Source organism: Leeuwenhoekiella sp. W20_SRS_FM14 (genome assembly GCF_052119605.1).
Lineage (GTDB): Bacteria > Bacteroidota > Bacteroidia > Flavobacteriales > Flavobacteriaceae > Leeuwenhoekiella.
This window is the reverse complement of record NZ_JBGQOK010000001.1, coordinates 1-19270: the sequence shown is the minus strand read 5'-3', so window position 1 is coordinate 19270 and position 19270 is coordinate 1. Positions and strand designations below refer to the sequence as shown.

At 35.4% G+C, this 19270-nt stretch carries 16 protein-coding genes, 2 tRNA genes and 1 pseudogene; 5 read left to right on the top strand and 14 right to left on the bottom strand.

Annotation, left to right across the window (positions count from 1 at the left end; translation table 11 throughout):
• Positions 1 to 6: 6 nt before the first annotated feature.
• The 5 genes and pseudogenes from nagB to ACEN25_RS00075 all read right to left on the bottom strand — a co-directional run.
• Positions 7 to 1959, bottom strand: a pseudogene (nagB, locus tag ACEN25_RS00095) (glucosamine-6-phosphate deaminase); the annotation flags it as partial.
• Positions 1958 to 3286 carry a sugar MFS transporter gene (locus ACEN25_RS00090; RefSeq protein WP_441801084.1) on the bottom strand — a complete coding sequence of 443 codons (1329 nt, stop codon included), beginning with the start codon at positions 3284 to 3286 and terminating at the stop codon, positions 1958 to 1960. The gene ACEN25_RS00090 and the pseudogene nagB, both read right to left, overlap by 2 nt.
• Positions 3286 to 4224: an NAD-dependent epimerase/dehydratase family protein gene (locus tag ACEN25_RS00085; RefSeq protein ID WP_441801083.1), complete on the bottom strand. Its 939-nt coding sequence runs from the start codon at positions 4222 to 4224 to the stop codon at positions 3286 to 3288. The genes ACEN25_RS00090 and ACEN25_RS00085 overlap by 1 nt, the downstream gene beginning before the upstream one ends.
• A complete protein-coding gene (locus tag ACEN25_RS00080; protein ID WP_441801082.1) occupies positions 4221 to 5336 on the bottom strand; it encodes a phosphotransferase enzyme family protein in 1116 nt (371 codons plus the stop codon). Before ACEN25_RS00080 ends, ACEN25_RS00085 begins: the two co-directional genes overlap by 4 nt.
• Positions 5327 to 6253 (bottom strand): sugar phosphate nucleotidyltransferase, encoded by a 927-nt coding sequence (locus ACEN25_RS00075; RefSeq protein WP_441801081.1) that lies wholly within the window; start codon positions 6251 to 6253, stop codon positions 5327 to 5329. The genes ACEN25_RS00080 and ACEN25_RS00075 overlap by 10 nt, the downstream gene beginning before the upstream one ends.
• A 299-nt stretch (positions 6254 to 6552) precedes the next feature.
• Here ACEN25_RS00075 and ACEN25_RS00070 point away from each other — a divergent pair, with 299 nt between their 5' ends.
• On the top strand, positions 6553 to 7599 hold the full coding sequence (locus ACEN25_RS00070) for a substrate-binding domain-containing protein (protein WP_441801080.1): 1047 nt from the start codon (positions 6553 to 6555) through the stop codon (positions 7597 to 7599).
• Here ACEN25_RS00070 and ACEN25_RS00065 read toward each other — a convergent pair.
• The 7 genes from ACEN25_RS00065 to ACEN25_RS00035 form a co-directional block, all read right to left on the bottom strand.
• Positions 7596 to 8252 carry a carbohydrate-binding family 9-like protein gene (locus tag ACEN25_RS00065; RefSeq protein ID WP_441801079.1) on the bottom strand — a complete coding sequence of 219 codons (657 nt, stop codon included), beginning with the start codon at positions 8250 to 8252 and terminating at the stop codon, positions 7596 to 7598. The genes ACEN25_RS00070 and ACEN25_RS00065 overlap by 4 nt on opposite strands.
• Before the next feature lie 8 nt (positions 8253 to 8260).
• Positions 8261 to 9496, bottom strand: a complete 1236-nt coding sequence (locus ACEN25_RS00060) for a glycoside hydrolase family 88 protein (RefSeq protein ID WP_441801078.1) — start codon at positions 9494 to 9496, stop codon at positions 8261 to 8263.
• Between the two features lie 386 nt (positions 9497 to 9882).
• Positions 9883 to 10878 carry a site-specific integrase gene (locus tag ACEN25_RS00055; RefSeq protein ID WP_441801077.1) on the bottom strand — a complete coding sequence of 332 codons (996 nt, stop codon included), beginning with the start codon at positions 10876 to 10878 and terminating at the stop codon, positions 9883 to 9885.
• Positions 10827 to 11129: an Arm DNA-binding domain-containing protein gene (locus ACEN25_RS00050; protein ID WP_441801076.1), complete on the bottom strand. Its 303-nt coding sequence runs from the start codon at positions 11127 to 11129 to the stop codon at positions 10827 to 10829. Before ACEN25_RS00050 ends, ACEN25_RS00055 begins: the two co-directional genes overlap by 52 nt.
• Before the next feature lie 217 nt (positions 11130 to 11346).
• Positions 11347 to 11421: transfer RNA gene (locus tag ACEN25_RS00045), tRNA-Pro, on the bottom strand.
• Positions 11422 to 11444: 23 nt separating this feature from the next.
• Positions 11445 to 11528: transfer RNA gene (locus ACEN25_RS00040), tRNA-Ser, on the bottom strand.
• 141 nt (positions 11529 to 11669) lie between these two features.
• A complete protein-coding gene (locus ACEN25_RS00035) occupies positions 11670 to 13715 on the bottom strand; it encodes an HD family phosphohydrolase (protein ID WP_028375927.1) in 2046 nt (681 codons plus the stop codon).
• 253 nt (positions 13716 to 13968) lie between these two features.
• On the opposite strand from ACEN25_RS00035, the gene ACEN25_RS00030 reads away from it, so the two are divergent.
• Both ACEN25_RS00030 and ACEN25_RS00025 read left to right on the top strand, forming a co-directional pair.
• The gene (locus ACEN25_RS00030) at positions 13969 to 15144 is read left to right on the top strand and encodes an acetyl-CoA C-acyltransferase (protein ID WP_441801075.1); all 1176 of its coding nucleotides are present in this window, start codon (positions 13969 to 13971) and stop codon (positions 15142 to 15144) included.
• Between the two features lie 88 nt (positions 15145 to 15232).
• Positions 15233 to 15982 (top strand): C40 family peptidase, encoded by a 750-nt coding sequence (locus ACEN25_RS00025; protein WP_441801074.1) that lies wholly within the window; start codon positions 15233 to 15235, stop codon positions 15980 to 15982.
• Between the two features lie 64 nt (positions 15983 to 16046).
• On the opposite strand, the gene ACEN25_RS00020 is transcribed toward ACEN25_RS00025, so the two are convergent.
• Positions 16047 to 17213, bottom strand: coding sequence for a THUMP domain-containing class I SAM-dependent RNA methyltransferase (locus ACEN25_RS00020; protein ID WP_028375930.1), 1167 nt, complete (start codon positions 17211 to 17213; stop codon positions 16047 to 16049).
• Positions 17214 to 17288: 75 nt separating this feature from the next.
• Between ACEN25_RS00020 and ACEN25_RS00015 the strand changes: the two genes are divergently transcribed.
• Both ACEN25_RS00015 and ACEN25_RS00010 read left to right on the top strand, forming a co-directional pair.
• Positions 17289 to 17957: a ZIP family metal transporter gene (locus ACEN25_RS00015; protein WP_441801073.1), complete on the top strand. Its 669-nt coding sequence runs from the start codon at positions 17289 to 17291 to the stop codon at positions 17955 to 17957.
• A gap of 2 nt (positions 17958 to 17959) precedes the next feature.
• A complete protein-coding gene (locus ACEN25_RS00010; protein ID WP_441801072.1) occupies positions 17960 to 18388 on the top strand; it encodes a DUF4268 domain-containing protein in 429 nt (142 codons plus the stop codon).
• On the opposite strand, the gene trhA is transcribed toward ACEN25_RS00010, so the two are convergent.
• Complete coding sequence (trhA, locus tag ACEN25_RS00005) at positions 18385 to 19011, bottom strand: PAQR family membrane homeostasis protein TrhA (RefSeq protein WP_441801071.1); 627 nt, start codon at positions 19009 to 19011, stop codon at positions 18385 to 18387. The two genes, ACEN25_RS00010 and trhA, sit on opposite strands and share 4 nt — an antisense overlap.
• Positions 19012 to 19270 lie beyond the last annotated feature (259 nt).

Below are 19270 nucleotides of genomic sequence, written 5' to 3'. Positions count from 1 at the left end.
ATTCTATTAATATTCCCATTTTACAAAAGCTTCCATTGCTGCATAATGCGCAAGTCCGAGCTTGTCATACAACTCTGCGGTCTCGCGGTTACGATCTTCTGCACGTTGCCAAAACTCTCTACTGTCTGACCCTTGAAAAACAACTCCGTCTTTTTGGGACTGGTGCTTAAATATTCCAAAACGCTTTTCTATTACCTGATCTGGTCCCATAGGTACCGCCATATCAAACTCGTCAATACCCCATTCTTGCCATGCACCACGGTATAACCACAACCAGCAGTCTTTCATAAAATCTTTATGCTTGATTTGTTTCAAAGCCTCAAAAACAGCATCAAGACACACTTTGTGGGTTCCGTGCGGATCTGCAAGATCTCCAGCTGCGTAAATTTGATGTGGCTTAATTTGCTCTATAAGATCTATTGTAAGCGCTATATCTTCAACACCTAATGGATTTTTTTCAATTGCTCCTGTTTCGTAAAACGGCAAATTCATAAAATGAATCTGACTATCGGGTAAGCCCACAAAATGGCTGGTAGCTCGAGCTTCTCCACGACGAATTATCCCTTTAATTTTTCGAAGTTCGGGAATGTCTATACCTCCTATTTCTTTGGTTTTTAGAAAATCAAAACTCTTATTATAAATACTTTGCGCTTCGTCACAAGAAATACCAAATGCCTCATTATAATCTGTGATAAATTTTGCAAAACGTATCGCCTCATCATCGGCTACTGCTATATTTCCTGATGTTTGGTAAGCCACATGTACTTCATGTCCCTGCTCGTGTAATCGCTTAAACGTGCCCCCCATACTTATGATATCGTCATCAGGATGCGGACTAAAAATTAACACGCGTTTTTTAGCTGGCAGTGCTCGCTCTGGTCGCTTGCTATCATCTGCACCCGGTTTTCCTCCCGGCCAGCCCGTAATGGTATTTTGTAGTTTATTAAATATGCGTATGTTGATATCGTATGCCAGGCCCATTTGTGCCAGCAAATCGCTCATTCCGTTCTCAATATAATCTGCATCGGTAAGCATTAGAATGGGTTTTTCTAAGCTTATGGCCAAATCTAAAACCGCTTTACTAATCAGTTTATCCGTCCAATTTACTTCTTCTACTAACCACGGTTTGTTAATACGGGTAAGCTTAGACGCAGCCTCTTTATCCAACACAAAATCTACATGTTGATGCTCTTGTAAAAAAGATGCCGGCACAAGATTAGTAAGTCCTTCTTCTACTGCTTTTGCAATAATTGCAGATTTACTTTCGCCCCAGGCTAAAAGTATAACCCGCTTAGCCTCCATTATTTTATGAACGCCAAGTGTAATTGCCGTACGGGGTGTGTTTTTTAAGCCTTCAAACTCTTTACTTGCAGCAATACGAGTACTGTGGTCTAGTGCTACCAGGCGTGTTTTAGAATTTTGCAAAGATCCAGATTCGTTAAAGCCTATATGACCGTTACCTCCTATTCCTAAGATTTGTAAATCAATCCCTCCTACTTTTTCGATTTGATCCTCATATTGAGTACAAAAACCAGCAATCTCATTTTTTGCAAGCGTTCCATCGGGTATATGAATATTTTCTTTTAAAATATCTATATGATCAAAAAGCTGCTCATTCATAAATCGTACATAACTGTGTATCGATTCTGCCTTCATTGGGTAATACTCATCCAGATTGAAGGTGATTACATTTTTAAAACTCAATTGTTCTTCTCGATGTAATCGCACCAGTTCTGCATACAAGCTCTTGGGCGACGAGCCCGTTGCTAATCCTAATACACAAGTTTTATTTTGGCTTTGCTTTTCTTTAATAAGTGCAGCTATTTGTTGAGCTACTGCTTTTGACGCATTCGTGGAATTATCAAAAACATGAGTATTGATTTTCTCAAAACGTTTTTCAAATTCGGTAGCAGTGTCTATTGTACTAGTGAACATTCTTGTTTTCTTTTTATTGTTTTTATTTTGACCAACTTTTTATGCGACATCCCCAAATTGCAAATAACAGGATGATAAGGTAACAAGGGATTAATAAGATGTAACCTGAGTTTGCTGCTTCTCCCGCAGCAACTGCAGCGGTAGTTCCTTCTTGTATTAAATCTGCTTTATTGACATCTACAAGTCTACCGTATAACGGTGGAATTAACGCACCACCAGAAATACCCATTACCAGCAATGCAGAACCTGTTTTTGTATGTTTTCCTAGATTACTAAGCGATAAAGGCCATATTGCAGGCCACACCATTGCATTTGCAATACCTAATGCCGCAATTAGTAATACCGAAGTAAATGCTGTGGTATTAATGATTAACACACTTAATACAATACCTAATGTGGCACTTATAATTAATGCGTTGCGTTGCTCTATGTACTTAGGTATTAAAAATATTCCTAATGCATAAGAGCAAACCATTGCAAGCAACGTATAAGAGGTAAAAAACTTAGATTGTTCTGCAGGAAACCCCTGTGCCAAACCGTAAGAAATGATACTATCACCAGCAATAACCTCAACACCTACGTAAACAAAAAGTGCTAAAACCCCAAATAGCAAATGCGGAAAATGAAGTACCGTTTTTTTTGAAACTTCTGCTCCCGGTTCATCAGATTCGGTAGCTTCTAGCTCGGGTAATGGTGCTTTACGTATGAGCAGTGCAAAAATAAATAGGCATATAGCCATAATAATATAGGGCCATACCACGCTATCTGCCATTTGATCTAGTAATACATTTTTCTCACTAGTTTCAACAAGCTTAATTTTATCTTGAGTTGCTTCAATCCCCGAAAGTAATAAAGCACCAAATATCAGAGATCCCAGAGCACCGGCAACTTTATTAGAAATCCCCATAATAGCAATGCGTTTTGCAGCACTCTTAATAGGACCCAAAATGGTGATATAAGGATTTACCGCTGTTTGTAACAACGTCATTCCTGCTCCCTGAATAAATATTCCTATGAGAAAATAAGAATATGTACGTGCTTCTGCGGCCGGCACAAAAACCAATGCTCCTAACCCCATAATAAATAAACCCAGTGACATCCCTTTGCAGTAGCCTATTCGTTTTAATATGGCAGATGCCGGAAGCGCTATCACCACAAACGAGATGTAAGATGCAGATGCAACCAGATACGACTGCTGGTCGGTGAGTTCATTAATAGCTTTCATAAATGGAATAAGCGCCCCATTTATCCAGGTTACAAATCCCAGTATAAAAAACATTCCGGCTATGATAGCAATTGAAACTTTTTTTGAATCCTGTGGTTCTTTTATATGTGTTGCAGTATCGGCCATTATGCTTGTTTTACTTGTGCCAGCAATTCACTTTCATAAAATGCTACAGTTTCTTTTAAACCTTCTTCTATAGAATACTTTGGTTTAAACCCTTCTTTCTGAAATTTTTCTGGATTTGCCTGAGAGTGCTTTATATCACCAGCTCTCGTTTCTTTAAATAGTATCTCAGACTTTGAATTGGTTATTTTGATAATAAATTCTGCCAGTTCCAGTACAGAAGTACTGTTTCCTAATGCCACGTTATAAACCCCTTTACCTGTTTGTGATGCTAGTAAATTTGCTGCTACAACATCTTTTACATAGATAAAATCACGCGTTTGCTGCCCATCACCATAAATTGTAAGTGGCTTGTTTTGCAATGCATTTAAAATAAAAATAGGAACTACTGCAGCATAAGCCGACTTGGGGTTTTGACGCGGACCAAATACATTAAAATAGCGCAAAGAGGTGGTAGGTACATCAAACTGATTGCGGTACATATCGAGGTAATACTCCCCATCAAGCTTAGTAATAGAATAGGGTGTTAAAGGTTCTGGTGTCATCGTTTCTACTTTGGGAGAAACCGGATTATCACCATAATTTGCTGCAGAAGAAGATAGGATTACTTTACAATTTCCTGCCCTTTTTGCCGCTTCGAGAATATTAATTGTTCCCTGAGCATTAATTGCATTACACTCGGCTATTTTACTTATAGATTCTGGCACACTAACTAAGGCCGCAAGATGAAAAATCGCTGATGCACCGGTAACTAATTTATTTACAGTATCGATATTTCTAATATCGCCTATCTCAAATTTTAAATTAAAAGGATCGATATTTTTTTGAAATCCAGTGCGTAAACTATCCAATACAACAACATCATGACCTTCTCCCACAAGATGTTCTGCAATGTGACTTCCTATAAAACCGGCCCCACCCGTTATTACATATTTTTTCATAGCTGTTTTACTTTTACAATAGATTTACTCAGTTTTAAAATCTCGTTATATTGATCTTCAAAACTTTCGATAAGTTTAAATTGGTTTTTAGCCCGATCTAGATTGTGCTCGTCATACGAAGTTTTATAATACACATCGCCCGCCAGATAATCTGTTAGAAATCGTAAACCCATTATGAAGATTATAGTTTTTGCGCCTAGCGGCAAAAATTGGATTTCAATTTCTGTTAATGAGTCTCGTAATTCCTCTAAAAACCCCTTGAGATATGCTTCATAGTAATCTACATTAAAGGATACCAGACTTAAGTCTTTTTGATCCTCTTCGGCAGTATTGCAAATGGTACGTATTGCATCTCCAAAGTCATTATGCACAATACCGGGCATTACGGTATCTGTATCGATAACACACAAACCCTTATTATTTGCGTCAAACAGCGCATTCGAAATTTTTGTATCGTTATGAGTTACTCGGGTTGGAATTTTACCTTCATCCTTTAACTGCTGTAATAAGACCATTTCTTCTTGTAATGCCGCTACCTTTTCAATTTGAGAAGCTGCAAGTTCTAAGCGCGTTGCAGATGCTTTTTTCTTTGCCTGCTCAAATTGCAATAACCGTCTGGGAACATCGTGAAATCCCGGAATTATTTCTACCAATTGGCACGCATCAAAGTCACTAGTCTGACTGATAAATTTACCAAAGAGCTTTCCGCCTTCATAAGCAATTTCTTTATTTGTAACCGTATCAAACGAAACACTCTTTGCTATGTAGTAAGTTAAATTCCAATATTTATTGGAAGCATCTTGATAATAGTAAGCACCCGTTTTGGCAGGTAAAAAAGTAAGAACACGTCTGTTTTTTTCTTCGGAATCTAATTCTGGAAGTTTTGCAGCAAGATGCTTACTCACCTTAACTTTATTATTAACCAGCTCTTCTACATTATTAAAAACCTCATCATTTATACGCTGCAATACAAATTGTTGTCCTTCGGCAGTGCTTATAAAATAGGTATCATTAATGTGACCACTAGAAAATTCTTCTATATCAGTAATTGTGCAGTTATGATTAAACGCATTAAAAACTGAAGCTATTAATTCGTTTGTATTTAATCCCATAAGTGCACCGGGTAAACTGTGTTATCTTTTAATTTTTTAATTTCTGTTTGCGCAATGGCTTTATCTTCTTTATAAGTTACTCCAAACCATTTTTCGGGAGTACTTAATACCTCTACACTTACTTTATCAGATTGTAACATCTCATTTACTACGGTAGGTATAAAAAATTCGGCTTTTATATTGCCTTTACTGCGCTCCAGAAATTCATTGAAAAGCTCCCATCCAAATTCAAAACATTTAGGCGTAAAACCCCAAAAGTTCATAGACACAAATGTCTCCGGATCAATAGGCTCTAAGCCACCACTCTCGTTTTTTACTAAAATTTTATCCCCTTGTTTCTCAATATGTGTACGTTCGGTCACATCCTCGAGATAGCCATCTTTAGAGACTTTACATTCGCCACGAGAAACATACCCGTGATTTGATACTGTATTCTTAAGCTGAAAAGCAACCATATTAAAATGATAAGAATCCCTATCTATATTATTTAGAGCATTTGCCATTATTATAAAAGACTCTCGCCCATAAAAGTCATCTGCATTAATGATTGCAAAATTTTCTTTTACCACATCCTTAGTTAGTAATAAGGCGTGTCCTGTTCCCCAAGGTTTAGTGCGATTAGAATCTACATAGAGATCTGGCACACGGTCTAATTCTTGAAATACATAATCTACCTCAGCTTTACCTTTTAATTTAGGTTCAAAAACCTCCTTAAACTCTTCTAATAAATTCTCTCTTATAATGAATACAATTTTTTTAAACCCAGCCTCAATTGCATCATAGATCGAAAAATCAATTATAGTATCCCCTTGCGGCGAAAATGTATCTAGCTGTTTTAAACCACCATATCTACTCCCTATTCCGGCAGCAAGTATGACAAGTGTAGGTCCTTTAGAATTTTGCATTTCTGTTGACATAAATGTGTTTTTCAAAAATTTTGGTTGATTGTTAATAGTTTTCCAAACTTGAGTTTAAAAACCTGTATTAACACGATTTGATTTCCTATTAATTTACAAATCATAAAATCCTGTAAATCAGTTTATTATTTAAAAGATTATTTGTTCTCACACGTTATTAATCTTTAAATCTGGTACAATTTATCTAAAAAGAATGTGAAAAAAAAGCAATTTCAATAAAAATGTGCTCGAACACATTAAAAAATGTTATCGAGCACAAGTTAGTCTGATAATTCATATAGATTATTATCTTTGTCTTAATGAAAGAAAATTACACCATTAAAGATATCGCAGAATTAGCTGGCGTATCTAAAGGCACTGTAGATCGTGTAATTCATAAGCGCGGAAAAGTATCTCCTAAAGCTTTGGAACAGGTAAATAAAGTACTTGATAAAATTGAGTATAAACCCAATCCTATTGCAAAAAGTCTTAAAAATAATAAGATCTATAATATTGCCATATTATTACCCGATGCTGATGCAGACCCCTACTGGCTTCCCTGTTATGAAGCTATAAAGCAGGTTGAGCAGGAATTTAGTCATTTTGGTATTAAAATAAATAAAGGTGTATTTAAACCAAAGTCTACAAAATCATTTACCAAAGCTGCCGATCTAGTCATAGCCGAAAAACCAGATGCTGTATTAATGGTTCCGTTATTTTATAAGGAAGCAGAGCATGTTGCAAAAATGTGTGTAGCTGCAGGTATTAAAATCGCTACATTTAATAATTATATTAAAGAACCACAAATTAACCTCGAGATTGGTCAGGATTTGTTTCAAAGTGGACGTGTTGCGGCAAAGTTGTTTAATATGCTATTAGGAAATAAAGCTACGCTAGCTGTTTTGCATATAGATGAGGCCTTTCAAAATGCCTCGCATATGCAGGAAAAGGAACGCGGCTTTAAAGATTATTTTGCTCAAAAAGAATTAGCTTTTACCATTAACGTTCACAACATTAAAAAAGAATCTAAAATTCCGTTTGACCAGACTATAGAAAACTTTTTAAAATCTATTGATGACGTTGACGGATTATTTGTTACAACTTCTAAAGCCTATTTACTAGCAAATCATATTGCAGCTTATTTACCAAAAAGTTTAATTATAGGTTATGACCTCGTGGCCGAAAATATCAAATACTTAGAAGAAGACAAAATTGCCTTTTTAATACATCAAGATCCTAAAAAACAAGTGTATTTAAGTTTAACCAATCTGATTGAGTTTTTCTTATTTGATAAGCCTTTACAAGAATCTTTAACGCTTCCTATTGATATTATCAATACCGAAAATTACCCACAATACTTAAATTAAGATTCAAAGCGAAAAATTCCAAAAGAGTCTGCTATATGAAACTCAGGTTCTGGAGTTTTGGGATTTACCCAGGTAATCCAGGTGGCTTGTTTGTTACCCTTCTCGTCTTGATTATATTTAGCTCTGTAAACACCAATTTCCATAAAGGTACCTCGAGCATCCTGTTTTAAGAGATTAAGTGCTTTTAGCGATTTTAGACTAATTTTTCCTTCTACCTTAAAGTGATCTTTTAATACAGAAGATTTTACATCAATTTCGCCTTCTGGCCAATTCCAACTTAAGTCAAAATTTCGATTAGGCATTGCTTTAAAATCCATAATACGCGGCTGTGTATCAATCTCCAAACAGTAATATGGACTCATTTGCGCATCTGCTCTCATAAACAGTTCTACGCGATCTGATTGGGCTATGCTGGGTTTAGAATCGTCTTTTAATTCGGTGAATACCGAGTCATCTTCAACACTAAAACTAAAATAGAAATAGTCTGTGTCATATAACGCTTTAAATGTTATAGGTTTTATAGGCTGCTCATCCCAGGGTGATACAAAGTGCGTAAGTGCATTAGCTTGTGCCCATTGTGCTGCATCTACCCTACCGGTAAGTTTTACTAAGTTTTTTTCTATTTGGTTTACACGATATACGGGATCATTCATAAATCTGGTTATTTCTTTTTTTTTGAATAGTAGGTTTTTATTCGCAATAACGCTTCCAGATAATAATAATCTGCATAGTTAAGCGGCACATCAATTTCATTATCGTGTGGAATACTGCCTACACTATGCTTAAGTAAAAAGTTTTCATTCGTATTTAGTTCTGCACGGTACGCAGGAGTTGATAAGGTTTTAACAAGATTTAGCGCTTCTTGTTCATATTTACCAGCTGTAAAATTGTTAAGTGACACCAATGCTGAAGCTGTTACAGCTGCTGCTGAAACATCTCTGGGTGTTGTTTCTTTATCTGATGTGTGGTAATCCCAATAGGGTATTCCATCTTTAGGGATTTCTGAAGCATTTAAAATATAGTCGGCAATTTTTTTAGCCATATCAAGATACTTTTGATCCTTAGTGTATTTATAACACATCGTATACCCATAAAGTCCCCAAGCTTGACCACGAGCCCACGAACTAGAATCTGCAAAGCCTTGCGCTGTTTCTTTTTTGCGTACAGTACCTGTAATTGAATCATAATCTATAACATGATACGAGCTGTAGTCATCTCTAAAGTGATGTGCCATTGTTTTATCTGCATGTGCAGAAGCTATCTTAGCGTACACCGAATCTGAACTCATTGCAGTTGCCTCGTAAAGCAGTTCAAGATTCATCATATTATCTATAATCACCGGGTATTCCCAGCCTCGTTTTGCTTGCCAACCTCTATCTGCATCCCAGCTTTTTATCGCACCTACTTTTGGATCAAAACGATTAGCCAAAGTTTTGGCTGCATCCATCAATACCGTTTTATATTCGGGTTTATCGAGCAAGCGATAACCATTGCCATATGAACAATTAAAAACAAAGCCTAAATCATGATACGCCGGTAACTCTTTGTGAGACTTATATAATCCCTGAAAGTGCATCGCTGCATCTTTCCACTTATCAGCTCCCGTAGCTTCATATAGATACCAGCAACTTCCCGGAAAGAAACCTTCGGTCCAATCAAATGAAGCACTATCTATAAAATATATAGAAGAATCCTTTTCTAAAGTACGGGGATTTTGGTTTTTAGCTTCTGCTTTAACCAGCAAACCACTAAGTTGTTTATCTGCAAATTCTAATTGACTTTCTATAAACGCGATATGATCATCAGGAGTTTTTAAACTTTCGGCCTGTTTTTTTTGTTTACAGGATACGGTTAAAAACGCACTAAAAAGCACTAAAACTATTCCGATTCTTTTCATCTAAAAAAGTATTTAATAAACTAGTATAAAGAAATTAAAACCAAATTTTAAAAGCATAGTGATAACCATCTTGCTTTAAATAAGGCTACTTATAGATAAAAAGATTGTAACGTGTGAGAAAAACAATCTGAAATATTATGTGAATATTTAAATCGTCTTGAGTCAAAAATAAAAAAAATAGTTTAAACTATATGTTGAGCACAATAAAATAATGTTTCGAATTATTTCTTTATATAAGGATCTAAATTAGCAAACTCCCATATCTTAAAAATTAAACTAATGGAAAATGTGATACGGGTTTTTAAAGCCTGTCGTAAGAAGGTTTCTACGGATTCAGAGTTCAACATCTTATAGAAAAAGTCTTTTATGATATAAAACATCTAATTCTATTTAACTTCTTGTTGCAGCCCTCTTGTCCTGATCATCTGATCCAATCTTCCCATATCCTTACTAAGCTTATCTTCCATAACCCTCACATAAATCTGAGTAGTAGATAACTTGGTGTGTCCTAAAACTTTAGAAACGGTTTCAATGGGAATGCCATTGGACAGCATAACCACTGTAGCGAAGGTGTGCCGGGCAGAGTGAAAGGTGATTTTCTTTCGAACTCCAATAGCCAGCATGATATCCTTTAAATACTTATTCATTTTCTGATTAGAGATCACTGGAAAGACCGCATTTGAATCCTCTAAAATATTATGTCCTCTATATTTCTTTAGAATCGTATTTGCAGAGTGCAACAAAGGTATTTTTACCGACTGCTGGGTTTTCTCGCGCTTGGTATAAATCCAATCTTTACCGTCCACTCCCTTGACCAATTGATCTGTGGTCAGTTCTTTTAAATCTATATACGATAAACCGGAATAGCAAGAAAACAAAAACAGGTCTTTCACCCGTTCGAGCGATGCACTTTTGAAAAAGGTCTCTTCCAGTTTATGCAATTCGCGTTCCGTTAAAAACTGGCGGTCATTCCTCTCAAATTTAAAAGAATAACTGTGGAATGGATTTTTAACCAACCATTCCAGTTTAATAGCTAAGTTCAGGAGCTTTTTAAAGCGTTCTAAGTGCTTCATCGTTCCATTTGGTCCACATGGTTTCTGTCCTTTTTTGGGTTTAACCTTACGCAGGAAATCTTCAAATTCGGTTATGAATTGATAATTGATTTGCTTTAAGTATATGTTGTCGGTTTTCTTTATTACTTTTAAGAACCGGGAAAGGTATTCCGCTGTAGTATAATAGTTCTTAAGCGTACCCCACTTGAGAACCCCTTGCATTTTGTTATTGTGATAGTCAATGATATTCAACAGCGTCATATGATCCTCGTCAAAACCTAAATAATAAGCTTTGATTCGATCTGCTGTAATGAGTGAGTCTTTATCCAAAAGCTTTTTATGGGCATCCAGCAACTTGGAGTATACTGGTCTAAATTACTGTTTAAATTTTTTGCTTTTGCTGTGGTTCCCCGGACTCTTCCCTTGGAAGGATCCCAATTATTCACTGAAGTTTTTCTTTTTAAGCTCATTTCTGAGCATTTTCCATCTACGGTTATCCGGGCGTAAATAGATAATTCCGGTTTGTTCCGATTTAATTTTCTAGTGAAGAATAATACGGAAAAGGTAGTAAAATTAGGCATTTCGAGCGTCTTTTAATGAAACATTAGTTTTTCAAAGACGAGAGTCAAACCTTTCAAAATGTTCTTCTAAGATAGTGAATCGATGTTAAAAAAGTATTCACCGAATCATTCACTAAACTGCTTGATATCAAACCCTATCAATTGATAGGGTATAAAACAAAAAAACCTGTTAATCTATTGATTAACAGGTTTTAGATACCCACTGTAAAGTGGTTTGTCGGGGTGGCAGGATTCGAACCTGCGACCTCCTGCTCCCAAAGCAGGCGCGATGACCGGGCTACGCTACACCCCGAGGTGTATATTTAAAAAGTTTTGCGGAGAGACAGGGACTCGAACCCTGGCGACAGTTACCCGTCGACAGATTAGCAATCTGCTCCATTACCACTCTGGCACCTCTCCTTAAGAACGAAGCGTCTCTCTCAAAACGCGGGTGCAAATATATATCTAACTTTTAAATCAACCAAAGGTTTTGAAAGAATTAATTGCTTTTTTTTTGACTCATTTTTTAATAGCCTGAAAACAAGATTATCACCACAAAAATTATTCTGGATATTCTATACGCAGATGGTATATATTATTCAATTTTGACTTTAAAACCTTCTTTATCGTTTGTATTTCTTTAAACGTAATGTTGGCATTTAAAAACTGATTATCGTCCATCTGCTTATTAACAATTTTCTCTACAAAAGAATCTATTAATACTGATGTTGGATTTTTTAAACTCTTACTCGCAGCTTCAACACTATCTGCCATCATTAAAATAGCAGTTTCTTTACTAAATGGTAAAGGACCTGGATATCTAAAATCTTCAATCTTTACATCATCATCCTGTTCCTGCGCTTTCTTATAAAAATAATAAACAGTGCTGGTGCCGTGGTGCGTACGTATAAAATCAATAACGCGATCTGGCAGGTTATTTTTACGAGCTATTTCAATACCATTAATTACGTGATCTATAATAATACGAGCACTTTCATAGGGAGATAAATCTTCATGGGTATTAATACCTGTAGATTGATTTTCTGTAAAATCTGTAGGATTAGCCATTTTGCCTATATCATGATATAACGCACCTACTCGCGTAAGCATTGAGTTAGCTCCTATTTCATTTGCAGCGGCTTCGGCAAGGTTTGCCACATTTAAACTGTGATGAAACGTTCCAGGGGCCTTATTTGCTAAATCCTTAAGTAATTTTGAGTTGGTATCTGTTAACTCAAGAAGTGAAAGATCACTTACCAGACCGAATATCTTCTCATATGCATATATTAAAGGTTGCACAAAGAGTGTTGCAAGCCCTGTAATAATAAACATACTAAATGTCTCCCATTCGAGATTGTCTACCGTTCCTTCATGAATAATGTGAAATGCAAAATAACCTAATATATAAATAAAGGTTATTTGTCCTACCGAAATGAATAAATTAGCCCTCTTATACAATTCTGAAACGGTAAGAATAGTGACGATTCCGGCAATTACCTGCAGAAACATATATTCTGAAGTGTTAGGCACAATGAAGCCTAATAAAAGAATAGCTATTACGTGTGTAAACAAACCCAATCTAGCATCAAAGAATGCCTTTATAACCAGCGGAAGAATACAAAGTGGTACGACATAAACGTAATTTGCGTCATACTTAACAATAATTGTGGTTAACAAAACCATTAAAATTATATTGAAAAATATGAAAGTCACTTTTGTATTGTTTTCAAAAACTGCCTCTCTGTAATTACGTATAAACAGCAATAGCATTGTAAGTGCTACCGAAACTAAAAGAACATACCCAAATACGACCCAATTGTACTTGCTCGCCGTCCAGGTCTGAGACTCATATTCTGCCTGTAGAGACTTCAAAATTTGATAGGTGTTTTGCTCTACAATCTCTCCCTTGGCAACAATGCGACTTCCTTTATTAACGACTCCTTTAGTAGGTGCTATTTTACTAAGTTCTGCGCTTAACTCCTTATTAGTAAGTTTTTCGTCATAAACAACATTAGGTTGTACTACATCAAAAAATAATTCTTTAAATCTATTTACAGCTTGTACGTAAGGTCCGTTTACTAATCGCCTATTGATTAAAACAGTAATTTCTGCAGTAGTATTTAAATTCTCAATAGAAGTCTCTTCAATTTCATTACCACGTCGCAGATATACTTTTCTTCCATCTTCAAAAGAAGCAATGTCACTTATAACTCCGTATTTATAAATATCCTCCAAAATTTTTGAACCAAAAGCCTTTAACTCTTTCTGCCGGTCTCTAAATATTGAATCTGTAAACACAGACGCAAACTGGTTTTCATAAGCTGCTTTAGATTCATTTGCTATATCCTGATCATAAATAAAATAAGGAATGATATTATTTTCAGCTTCAGAACGCTCACGCTCTAACTGATCTTCACTTTTTAAGATAGCAAAATCCACTGGTGCATATAAATTATCGTACTGCCAGGGTTTATTCTGTTGAAAATCAAACTGAAACTTTCCGCTCTTCGGAAAAAGATATACAATAAGAATAGTGCTCACAATACATAACAAAATCTTGTATAGCGATCCTTGATTTTTGTAAAACCTATTTAAAATATCTTTCATATTATTAATGAAAACAATAGTATTTATAGTGTGAAGCTAGAAAAAACATTTTAAGCCAATCCATAAGTCAAAATGCTCCTTTTGAAAACTGCGAGCATTAAGATTAGGTACTTTTTCAACTTAAATTCAAGAGTAAAAGTACTAAAATTAAATGGTTGAGATTATATACAGGTCTGTTGTCCAATGATAACGTTTTCGTAATAAAATGCCTAAATTTACGCAGCTTAAAATTTTAAATAAAAAATCAATTATTATGCATAAAGAAGTTGTCATCGTATCAGCTGTTCGTACGCCTATAGGGAGTTTTTTAGGAAGTTTATCATCCTTAACTGCTGTAAATTTAGGTACAGCTGCAATTAAAGGTGCATTGTCTAAAATTAATTTAGACCCAACCCTGGTTACTGAAGTTTTTATGGGTAATGTGGTACAAGCTGGTGTAGGGCAAGCTCCTGCTCGACAGGCTGCTTTAAATGCAGGAATACCAGACACTGTCCCATGTACAACTATTAATAAAGTGTGTTCTTCTGGGATGAAAGCAGTAATGCTTGCAGCGCAATCAATCGCACTTGGAGATAATGAGATTGTTATTGCCGGTGGTATGGAGAGTATGAGTCAAATTCCTCATTATGTACATATGCGCAACGGAAACAAATTTGGCCCGGCAACACTTATAGACGGAATGCAAAAAGATGGTCTTGTAGATGCTTATGATGGTAATGCAATGGGAGTATGTGCAGACCTATGCGCTAAAGAATATAATTTTTCTAGAGAAGATCAAGATGCGTTTGCAATTGAAAGCTACAAGCGCTCTGCTGCCGCCTGGGAAGCCGGTAAATTTAAAGACGAGGTAATACCTGTAGAAGTTCCGCAGCGTCGCGGCGAACCTATTATTGTTAATGAAGATGAAGAGTTTAAAAATGTAAGAATAGATAAAATTGCTGGTTTACGTCCCGCCTTTTCAAAAGATGGCACTGTAACTGCAGCTAACGCTTCTACCATAAATGATGGTGCCGGTGCGGTAGTTGTTATGAGCAAAGAAAAGGCAACTGAATTAGGCCTTGAAGTCTTGTGCACAATAAAAGGATATGCTGATGCAGCACACGAGCCAGAATGGTTTACAACGGCGCCTTCAAAAGCTTTACCTAAAGCTTTAGCTAAGGCAGGAGTTAATCAGGATGAGATTGATTTCTTTGAATTTAATGAGGCGTTTTCTGTTGTAGGTTTAGCGAATATGAAAATTTTAGGCTTAACTGCAGACAATGTAAATATTAATGGTGGCGCTGTATCACTTGGTCATCCTTTAGGTTGCAGTGGGGTGCGTATTTTAATTACACTAATTAATGTCTTAAAACAAAATAATGCTAAACTAGGTGCTGCAGCTATTTGTAATGGTGGTGGTGGTGCTTCGGCGATGGTAATTTCCAGGTAATAATTTACAATTTAGTTCAGATGTTAATAATCTCATTGGTGGGTAAAAAGCATTTGAATTACTTTTACAAAAATTTCAAAACCGCCTGATGAATTACGGCATTTGCCCATTAAGTATTGTTCCTATGCGTTTAGAGCCTGCAGACCAGGCTGAGATGATTAACCAAGTACTTTATGGTGAACATTTTAAAGTACTCGAAATTCGTAAAAAATGGAGTCGCATTCGCCTTGCTCACGATAAGTATGAAGGGTGGATAGATAATAAGCAGTATAAAGAGATTTCTGAAGATAATTATGCTGCCGCAGAAGATAAACAGCCGGTACTTGCCAGCGATTTATTACAAATGGTAACATCTTCAGACTCTCATATTCTTAGCATTCCATTGGGAGCTCAATTAGCAAATCTTGATTTAACAGGAGATTTGTATGAAGGTAATATGGCAGGTTCTGTAAATGATAAGTCGTCTTTTATAAATACAGCATTACTTTATTTAAAAAGTCCCTATCTATGGGGAGGAAGAACTCCTTTTGGTTTAGACTGTAGCGGGTTTACACAAATGGTTTATAGACTTAATGGCCATGCATTGTTACGAGATGCCTCTCAGCAAGCTGCACAGGGAGAAGCTTTAAGTTTTATTGAAGAAAGCGAGCCGGGCGATCTTGCTTTTTTTGATAATGATGAAGGCCGAATTGTGCATGTAGGTATAATGCTTCAAGATAATTACATCATACATTGCCACGGGGAGGTACGCATAGATCGTATAGATCATACCGGTATTTATAATGCAGAAAAACGCACGCATACTCACAAATTGAGAGTTATTAAAAGGATAGTTTAAACATAAAAACGGGCAACTTATCAGTATTAAGTTGCCCATTTTAATATAAAGTGTATTTAGAGGATTACTCTTCTTCTTTCTGAAATTTTGCCTTTTTTGATCCTGCATAAATATCATACTTTACTAATCGTGATTCTAGTGAACCATTGTAAAGTTTAATTTTACGTGAGGTACGTAAGCCTACATGTTTAAGAGATTCAAGATTAGAAGTAATAAACCACGCTTCTGTATCTTTATAATTTTGTTTTAATGTATCACCTATACTTTTATAAAAGGGCTCCATATCAATTTCAAGACGTTCACCATAAGGGGGGTTAAATACCATATGTAAATGACGTTCCTTTTCTTTTTCAGTCTTAAAGAAATCTGCCTGTTTGATAGTAATAAATTCGCTTAATTCAGCATTTCTTACGTTCTCAATAGCTTTTTCAACAGCTGAAGGCGCCTTGTCATAACCTGAGATGGTGAAATGAAATTCACGTATTTTCTTTAGGGCAGACTCTTCAATAACATCAAACAAATCTGGATCCCAATCATGCCAATTTTCAAAACCAAATTGCTTTCTATTTAAATTAGGCGGAATATTACAAGCGATCATTGCGGCCTCAATCAACATTGTTCCACTACCACACATAGGATCTAAGAAATCACTGTGTCCTTTCCAACCTGCAAGCATTAAACATCCTGCGGCAAGAACTTCGTTAATAGGTGCAATATTAGTGGCCAGACGATAACCTCGTTGATGTAGAGATACTCCACTACTATCAAGTGATATATTACAGGTATTGTTACGTATATGAATATCTATACTTAAACTAGGGAATTTAAGATCTACATCTGGACGCTCACCAGTGTTTTCTCTAAATTGATCTACAACTGCATCTTTTGCTTTTTGAGCGACAAATAAGGAGTGTGTAAACTCCTCACCACTAATGGTAGCATTTATAGCAAACGTGTCATTAACACGCATATATTGACTCCAGTCTATGCTTTTAACCGCATCATACAGGGCATTCTCATCCTTAATAGTAAATGTTTTAAGTGGTTTAAGAATTTTAATAGCTGTTCTGCAGCACAGGTTTGCCTTATACATAAACCCCTTGTCCCCACTAAAAGAAACACTTCTAGTACCTATTTCTACATCTCCTGCACCTAATTCTCGTAATTCTCGAGCTAGTAATTCTTCAAAGCCAAACATTGTTTTGGCCAGCATTTTAAAGTTCCCTTCCATTGTAAAAATTTAGATTGCAAAAATAGGTTAATTTTATCGGTCAATTACGACTAACGCGACCAAGCCCATATTTCTATGATTTTTATACTACCCGTTGCAGCAGTTTTGCTGGGATTTATACTTGCTTTACTCTTCAAACCTACCATCAATAATGCAGTTAAGTTACTTTTAGCCTTTAGCGGAGCCTTTTTACTTTCAATAACAATTTTTGAATTTCTTCCAGAATTATACGCCTCAGGTTCTAAAAATATAGGCTTATTTATAATGGCGGGATTACTACTTCAAATACTTCTTGAATTTTTATCTAGAGGTGCAGAACACGGTCATTTGCACTTAGACGAAAATACAAAAACAATTCCATGGCTACTTTTCGCAAGTTTATGTGTACATTCTGCCTTTGAAGGTTTTCCACTTTCTCAAAATCAAGATTTAGTTTACGGCATAGTAGTACATAAAATACCTATAGCAATAATTATAAGTTCATTTTTACTGGCTTCGAATATTAGCAGAATGCAAATTTTATTTTTTCTCTTACTCTTTGCACTAATGACACCGTTGGGGAGTTACTTAGCAACCTTAAATTTTTGGTCAGAAAGTATTAGGAATGATATAAATGCGCTCGTAGTAGGCGTATTACTTCACGTCTCAACAACAATTTTATTTGAATCTTCAAAAAACCATCAATTCAACGCTACTAAATTTGGCGTGATATTATTAGGAATTGGTTTAGCTTATATGCTTTAATTATGTTCAGTAGAGAAGAATCTAAACAAATACGAGAACAATTCTGGATTTTTTTCGGAAAACGCTATCCTCGTAAATGGTTGTTATACGATACTAAAGTCAAGGAAATAAATCTAAAGTTCAGCTTTGACAATCAAAAAGCTATGGTATCTTTTGATATTGAAACACGCGATGAAATCTTTAGAGAGTTCTATTTTGAAAAATTTTTAAGTTTAAAAAATCTTCTAAAAGCCGAAATTTCTGAGGATATAATATTAGAAAAAGACTACTTACGCAGTAGCGGAAAGATTATTTCTAGAATTTATATTACGAAGTACGAGGTGAATATTCACAATAAAAAACATTGGCCAGAAGTCTTTGAATTTTTTAATAACACGATGCCTAAGTTTGAATTATTCTGGTATGAATATCAGGATATAATTACAGCCTAGATTACATCTAAAAAAATAAAGAGAAAATGAGAAATACTTCCTCCTAATACAAAGAAATGCCAAACTAAATGGTTGTAAGGAATTTTCTTAATAGCATAAAATAATATACCTATTGTATAAAAAGCCCCACCCAGCATTAGAAAATTAATACCTTGTTCTGTTGTATTCTGTGTCAAACTCTGCCAATCAAAAACAATAAGCCATCCCATTGCCAGGTATAGTAATAAAGAAATAATTTCAAAACGACCCGTAAAAAACAATTTCAAAATAGTACCTAGAGCTGCTATACCCCATACAATAGAAAATAAAAGCCAGCCATTGTCCTGTTCTAATGTTATTAAAGCAACAGGGCTATATGTACCAGCTATCAAAAAATAAATACTAATATGATCAATTTTTCTAAATAGAGTCTTCCACGGAATATGCGCAACTAAATGATAAACAGTTGAAGCAGTATATAAAAGCAATATTGATAGTGTATATAAATATATACTCAGAGTACTATACGGTGATTTGTCACTATCATTAGTAAGGAGCAAATACATCCCAAAAATACCAAGTAATGTTCCTACCGCATGAGATATGGCATTCCAAAACTCCTTATTTCTCCAGTCTAAATTCATTAGGTAAAATTACTGAATAGAATTTTTATAAAATATATTTTTTATAGCCTCACCCTTAGGGTCGAGCCTTTTGACTTTAATTTATTTAAGCTGTTGCTTTAGAAGGGATTTTCACTACTATCCCTAAAACAGTGAGGTAGTAATTTTCTGTTTTCTAATTTCTGCTTTCTATTTTCTATTTTTCTATTTTCTGTTCTCTATTTTCTCTTGTCTCAAGTCTAATATCTCAAGTCTACGATCTGAGTTTAGGGCAAAAAAA